Annotated in this window: 1 pseudogene; it reads right to left on the bottom strand. The window is 49.5% G+C overall.

Annotated features, from left to right (window positions below):
* A pseudogene (locus tag A3729_RS32880) lies at nt 1-364 on the bottom strand (50S ribosomal protein L3 N(5)-glutamine methyltransferase); the annotation flags it as partial.

Raw genomic sequence — 364 nt, forward strand, 5'->3', positions numbered from 1 at the left:
TCCACCTGCGCCTCTTCAAACTCCAAAGCGGCAGCGATGCCGATGCAACCACTTCCGGTACATAAATCAAGCACTCGCTCAGGCTCATTTAATAGCCAAGGTTCCATATGATGCCCGATGAGTTCGGCAATCGGAGAGCGAGGTATGAGCACTCGCTCATCGACATTGAAGCGCAAACCACAAAACCAAGCTTGTTTGGTGATATAAGCCAGTGGCTCTCGGCCTTTTGTTCTGCGCTTAATCGCATCTAAGATAAGCGCCTTCTCTTCGTCTGCCAGACGACAAGACCATAGTTCAGTCGAAAAATCCCAAGGCAGATCTAATAACTGAAGAACCAGGCTGACTGCCTCATCCCAGTTGTTGT

Source organism: Oleiphilus sp. HI0043, from assembly GCF_001634935.1.